The 6,409-nt window shown below is 65.2% G+C and carries 6 protein-coding genes; all 6 read right to left on the reverse strand.

Annotated elements, in window-relative coordinates; translation table 11 throughout:
• Window positions 1–20: 20 nt before the first annotated feature.
• On the reverse strand, window positions 21–566 hold the full coding sequence (locus B1C78_RS15005) for a L,D-transpeptidase (RefSeq protein WP_139349966.1): 546 nt from the start codon (window positions 564–566) through the stop codon (window positions 21–23).
• A gap of 142 nt (window positions 567–708) precedes the next feature.
• On the reverse strand, window positions 709–2,220 hold the full coding sequence (gene purF / locus B1C78_RS15010; protein WP_077279985.1) for an amidophosphoribosyltransferase: 1,512 nt from the start codon (window positions 2,218–2,220) through the stop codon (window positions 709–711).
• A 41-nt stretch (window positions 2,221–2,261) separates the two neighbouring features.
• The gene (locus B1C78_RS15015) at window positions 2,262–2,756 is read right to left on the reverse strand and encodes a CvpA family protein (RefSeq protein WP_077279986.1); all 495 of its coding nucleotides are present in this window, start codon (window positions 2,754–2,756) and stop codon (window positions 2,262–2,264) included.
• A 336-nt stretch (window positions 2,757–3,092) separates the two neighbouring features.
• Window positions 3,093–3,659 carry an SPOR domain-containing protein gene (locus B1C78_RS15020; protein WP_245795454.1) on the reverse strand — a complete coding sequence of 189 codons (567 nt, stop codon included), beginning with the start codon at window positions 3,657–3,659 and terminating at the stop codon, window positions 3,093–3,095.
• A gap of 94 nt (window positions 3,660–3,753) precedes the next feature.
• Complete coding sequence (locus B1C78_RS15025) at window positions 3,754–4,455, reverse strand: response regulator transcription factor (RefSeq protein WP_077279987.1); 702 nt, start codon at window positions 4,453–4,455, stop codon at window positions 3,754–3,756.
• Between the two features lie 82 nt (window positions 4,456–4,537).
• A partial coding sequence (locus B1C78_RS15030; protein ID WP_139349967.1) for an AfsR/SARP family transcriptional regulator occupies window positions 4,538–6,409 on the reverse strand: 1,872 nt, incomplete at its 5' end.

Here is a 6,409-nt window from a genome sequence, read left to right on the forward strand (position 1 = left end):
GCAGGCATTGCGCTGGACGGCTATTCCACGATCATCACCAGCGTGCCCTCGGGCACCTGGTCGAAGAGTTCGATCACGTCGCGGTTGGTCATGCGCACGCAACCCTCTGAGACCGGCGTGCCGATCAGACCTTCCTCGTCGGTGCCATGGATGTAGATGAAGCGCTGGAAGGAATCCACATCGCCGCCTCGATTGACGCCCTCCTCCAGGCCGTCCAGCCAGAGGATTCGAGAGGTGATATTGTCATCCGGACTGCGTTCGCCGTTGCCGGTGAGGATGCGCGCCACTTCCCCGGTGTTGCGTCTGCCGCGAAAGATAGTGCCCATGGGCGCCTCCTCACCAATGCGCCGCCGGACCTGGTGAACACCCAGGGGCGTCTTGAAACTGCCGTCCTCGTTGCCCACGCCGAAACGCGAAGTGGACACCGGGTAGTCCTTCATGGGCAGGCCGCCCTTGAACAGGTAGAGGCGCTGCTCGCCGACACGCACGACCAGGAGCGGGTCACGCGGCTTGTCCGGCCAGGTCGTGTTCACGTCGTAGAGGACCTTGCGGTACCAGGTGCTCATCGGCTGCGTAAAAATCCGGTCGATACCCGCCTGATCCTGCCACCACCACGCCGAGGCACCGACGGGGACGAAACAGAGGGCCACCGCAAGCACGACCAACAGGCATGTGTGGGCATGGAACGAGGCTGCCCTGCGGCGGGCGTCATGTGTTGTTGTACAAGTCCAGATGGGCGTACTCCCGAGCCTTTTTCTGCTTCGCCACATCATTGCGCCGTTGCCTGATGTACTCCAGATACTCGGGGCCGACACCTGTCACATAGTCACCGTCAAACACCGAGCAATCGAAGCGTGTGAGTTTCGGGTTGCCCTTGCGCACCGCCTCGACGAGATCCTCCAGATCCTGGTAGATCAGCCGATCCGCCGCGATGGAGCGGCATATCTCGTCAATGGTACGACCGAAGGCGATCAGTTCCTCGGCCGCCGGCATGTCGATCCCGTACACGTTCGGGTAACGGATAGGCGGTGCCGCAGAGGCAAAGTACACCTTCTTCGCGCCGGCTTCCCGGGCCATCATCACAATCTCCCGGGAGGTGGTGCCGCGTACGATGGAATCGTCCACCAGCAGCACATTCTTGCCCTTGAATTCGAGCGCGATGGCATTGAGCTTCTGGCGCACGGATTTTCTGCGCTGGGTCTGCCCGGGCATGATGAACGTGCGGCCTATATAGCGGTTCTTGATGAACCCCTCGCGGTATTTCACGTTCATCTCGTGGGCCATCTCGATGGCCACGGTGCGCCCGGTGTCGGGAATGGGGATGATCACGTCGATATCATGATCCGGCCATTCCCGCAGGATCTTCCTGCCCAGGCGCGTGCCCATGCGCATGCGGGCACGATGCACGAACACGTCATCGATGACGGAGTCGGGACGGGCGAAATAGACATACTCGAAGATGCACGGCGAGAAGGTGGTATCGCCGTTCGAGCACACCTTGCTGTGCACACGGGCCTGCGCATCCACGAAAACGGCCTCACCCGGTTCCAGGTCGCGCACCAGCTCGAAGCCCAGCGTGTCCAGCGCGACGCTCTCTGACGCCAGCATGTACTCGAAGCCTTCCGGCCCTTCCCGCTGGCCGAGCACCACGGGGCGGATGCCGTGGGGATCGCGAAACGCCAGGACGCCCCGGCCGGCCACCATGGCCACCACGGCGTAGGCGCCCTTGCATCGGCGATGCACGCCGGCCACCGCCTGGAAGATGTCGTCCGCGTCCAGCGCCAGGTGATCCGCCTTGAGCAGCTCCTGGGCGAAGACGTTGAGCAGGATCTCGGAGTCGGACTCGGTGTTGATGTGCCGCCGGTCCTGCAGGAACAGCTCGCGCTTGAGTTCCTGGGCGTTGGTGAGGTTGCCGTTGTGGCCCAGTGCAATACCGTAGGGGGAATTGACGTAGAAGGGCTGCGCCTCGGCGGAGGACGAACTGCCGGCGGTGGGATAGCGCACGTGGCCGATGCCCATATGACCGGTCAGGTTGCGCATGTGCCGCTCGTGGAACACGTCGCGCACCAGGCCGTTGTTCTTGCGCAGATGCAGGTGGCCGTCCTCGTCGCAGGTCACGATGCCCGCGGCATCCTGCCCGCGATGCTGGAGCACCAGCAGGGCGTCATATAGCGCCTGATTGACAGGACTCTGACCGACAATACCTACAACGCCGCACATGGGAACTCCCGGGGGATATAAAACACGAGCATCCGACGCCCTCAGGGGCCGAATTCAAAGTGGGCCGCCAGGTCTTCAGGCAGGAAATCGCGCAGCCAGATGGCCAGCCGCTCGAAGTGCGGCATGAGCAGGCTCTCGCCCCACCACGCCTCCTGAGGCATGACCGTCAGCGCACCCAGCAGAACCAGTACCGCCACCACCAGCACGCCGCGCACGAGTCCGAAGACCACGCCGAGCCCGCGATCAGTGCCCGACAGGCCGGTCCGCTTGACCAACTGCCCGGCCAGCACGTTGATCACGCCGCCCAGCACCAGGGTGACGATGAACAATCCGGCAAACGCGATCCCGATGCGCACTGTGGCGTCCGAGATCCCCGCAGGCAACACCTCGGCCAGCGCACTGGCATAGCTCAGGGAGATCCAGAATGCGATCACCCAGGTGGCAAGGGAAATGGCCTCCTTGACGAAACCACGGAACAGGCTGACCACCGCCGAGACCACGACGATGCCGATGATGAGGAAATCAACCCAACCCATTAACCCGCATATCTCACCGGGATCGCGGGAGCAGGCGAAGTATTCGCGTCCGTAGGCGCCGNNAGCCTGAACCGCGATAGGACCCCGGCGGGAACAGCCTGTCAAGCTGAGGTTCGCGACCATTTCAACGTATTCCACTTATGAATCAGCGTATTGTGCGCTAGCCGGTGTCCGACCGGCGAGATATGCGGGTTAACCGTTCCGCACGCGCCCCGGCATGTGGCCAAGAACCAACCGCAACTGGCGATAGCAAGCAGGCTGACTGGCCGGTCGATCATCATGGGCGCATTCTACCAGCCGGCCCGACAGCGCATAAGTGTGACAGGAACACGTTCTTCAGGGATGCGCCACTACAATTCCGGTCAAGTCCAACTGCTCCCTGAGCCGTTCGCGCAGGCGCTCGGCCTCGGCGCGCTCCGCCACCGGCCCGATCTTCACTCGATACAGTGCACGTCCGTCGGCGCGCGTCGGTTCCACGAAGGCCGTGTAACCCAGTTCCCGCAACCGGTCGCGTTCGGCCCGCGCATTGGCCTCCTCACCGAAACTGCCCACCTGTACGGCAAAACCACCGGGATCCGTGACCGGGGTGGCCGGCGCTTCGGTCGGCGTGCGTTCCGGCGGGGGATCGGGCCGCGCAAGCCGGGGCGGCACCGGCTCCGGCAAGCTGCGGGCCTCGCCGGGCGTGGGCGCACGGGTCTCGCCCGCCGGAGGGCCAGGCGGTGCATCCAGGGGCAACGGTGGTGCGGCGTCGGGCCTGGCAAATTCCGGCTCGGGTGGAATGGCCTCCCGCAGGCTCACGGTCGCATCGCGCCCACCCCCGTCCAGCAGCATGGGCAGAAAGATGACAGCCAGCGCCAGCAGCACGGCGGCACCGACCAGACGCTGTTTGAGACGTGGATCCAAGGATTTCGGGGTGCAGGTAAATGGCTGGGGCCACCATTATAGGGCAACCGGCCCGCGTATCTCACCACCGTTTGCGGCGAGAGCGCCGCGCCGCTCAGCTGACCGCCCGGCGGTGATGTGCATCCACCAGACCCCGACGCACGGCTTCCAGGGTCGCCTCGGCACGCCCGGAAACACGCAACTTTCGGTAGACCGATTTGATGTAGCTGGCAGCCGTGTTGGGCCTGATACCCATGGCCATGGCGATGTCCTGGCGACTGAAACCGCGGGAGATCAGGCCGACCACCTGCCGTTCACGGGCAGTGAGCGACTTTCCCGTCGGGCCGGACGCGCCCGCCGAAAGCCCGGGTTCAACGGCGGAGCTGTCGGTGGATTCCTGGAAATAGCGCAAAATGCGCCGCACGACAGTCGGTGACAGTGGCGGATCGTCCCTTGAGATCTGTCGCAACTGGTTCACCAGGTCCACCCGCGCCTGGTCCTTGAGAAGATATCCCCGAGTACCGGCGCACAGCGCCGAGAAGACCTGTTCGTCATCTTCATGGAAGGCGGTGGTCACCGCCCAGGTGCCCGGCGAAGCCCTGCGCAGCCACTGCAGCAACCCGACGGCGCCGGCGGCGGGCAGATCCATGTCCAGCAACACGAGATTGTAATCCCGTGCCTGCAGGCGTTCTCTCGCCTCGCCGACCGTGGCCACCGTATCCACCCCCACATCCGGGAACGCCTCCCGGGTCACGTCTTCCAGCCAGGCACCGGTCTCGGGATGCCTTTCGGCGATCAGGATACGCTGCACATCCATCACCCCATCCCTCCCCTGTCTGATAATTGTCGACAACTTTGAGGGGGAGTTAAGCAAAAGCGGCTTACAAATCGCTTACAAATTATCCGGCCAACTGAGCCAGCAGCCGTTCATACAGGGTCTTGAGCCTTGCCGGGGGCTCCATGTCCAGGGATTCGCGATACTGTCCGGACAACAGGCCCCACGTGCGCTCCACCGCACCAAGACCACCCAATACCGCGTCGCAACGCAGCAGGCCCGCCCAGAGTTCGTCCTGAAGGGGGCTGTGGCTCAAGGCGGCGCGGTAATGTCCCTGGCTCCGCTCCGGGTCGACGGGCTCCAGCTCCAGACCCACTCGAAGTGCCAGCCTCTCAAAGGCCTGCAGCAGGGCCGCCTGCCTGAGCTGCAGATCCAGGTCGTCGGCCGGTTCCAGCCGCGCAGCGCCTCCGTACAAGCCCACCAGCCGGCGAAGCAGCGGCAGATCCAGGCGGTCGGCCAGTGCCGCCAGGCGTTCAAACTCCCAAAGGTCCACCCAAACGCGGTCCGCGCACAGGGCGACCCGCCCGCCGTGGGTGCGCAGGAGTGCCGGCTCCCTGAGGAAATCCCGTAGACGGTGAATGGTGACATGAAGAGAGTTGAGCGCCCGTTCCGGCGGGCTGTCGGGCCACAGGCGTTCGGCCAGGGCCTCCTGTTCGATGCCTTCCGGACCCGCCAGGATCAATTGCGAGAGCAACGCGTGCATGCGCTGCCGTGCCTTGGGCCGGGTGTCGTTCACCTGGCCGTCCACCTCCACATCAAAGCGTCCCAGGACGTGGATGCGGCAGCGCCACGGCCATTCCATACGGATGCCCGGATCGTCCGGGGGGGCGAGATCCCGGGCGCGTATGAGCCAGGCCGCATAATCCGGGGTAATCCCCGCCTGCAGGGCCAGCCCGCACAGCATGGCCAGTTCATCGCGCCGCACCATGAGGGGGAAAAACATCCGCTGGCGGGCGCCGGCCTCAAAGGCGCGGCGCAGGGCCGGCAGCGCCCGCCGGCTACGCCCGGCCAGAAGCGGGATGCGCGCCAGGGGAAGGTACATCATGAGGTCCAGGAAGTCGCTCGGGAAACCGGCCCGGATTCTCCGGGCCCGGGCGGCCTCGCGCAGGGCCTCGCGCAACTGCCCCGACTCGGCGAGGCAAGCAGCCAGAAGGGCCCGGAAGGCACTGAAGATCACCACCGAACCATGACGCTCCGCCGCCAGCAGGCTCTGTCGACAATGCCCCACCGCCTCGTGAACATCGCCCCGCAACCAGGCCTGTCCCGCCATGAAGTGCGCCTGGAAAGTATCGTAGAAGGGGCGGTTGGCCTTGGGGTCCGCACGCAGGAACCACGCCATCCAGTCATCGAGGTTCTCACGGTCCTCGAAGCACAGGGCCGCCTGCAGGGGCGGCACGGCGTTATCCCAGGTGCTGATGCCGTGTTCCAGTATCAGCTCCCGGCCAGTGCGCGCCTCTGCGAGCGAAGCTTCCAGGTCCGCCTCGAAGAGCAGGTTCCACAGGGAAGAAAACGTCTGCCACACGCAGCGCGCCAGCGGCGAGGCGCGGGCGATGGATTCCGGGCGCTGGGCCATCACCGACATGACCCGGGCGGCGCCGTCCCGGCGCCCGAACTGCCATGTGTTGAGAAACATGAGCTGCCCGGCCAGCATCACCCGCTCGGTATCGGGCATCTCGCCGCACAGCGCCGTCTCCGCCTCGCGCTCCAGCCGGCCCAATCCCGGGTCCAGCGGCCGGCCGTAGCAGGTGGCGGCAAGGATGCCGCGCAGCACGGAGAACCACAGGGGGGGCGGCAACTCCCGCCGGAAATCATCCTCGAAACGGTGGAACTCGTCGATCCAGCGCTCATATTCGGAGACGTGGGCCCACTCCAGCCAGATGCTGTCCACGATGCCGGTCCAGGCGATGGCCATGGGCACCAGAGCCCGGCGCCGGGC

The sequence above is a fragment of the Thioalkalivibrio denitrificans genome (assembly GCF_002000365.1).
Lineage (GTDB): Bacteria > Pseudomonadota > Gammaproteobacteria > Ectothiorhodospirales > Ectothiorhodospiraceae > Thioalkalivibrio_A > Thioalkalivibrio_A denitrificans.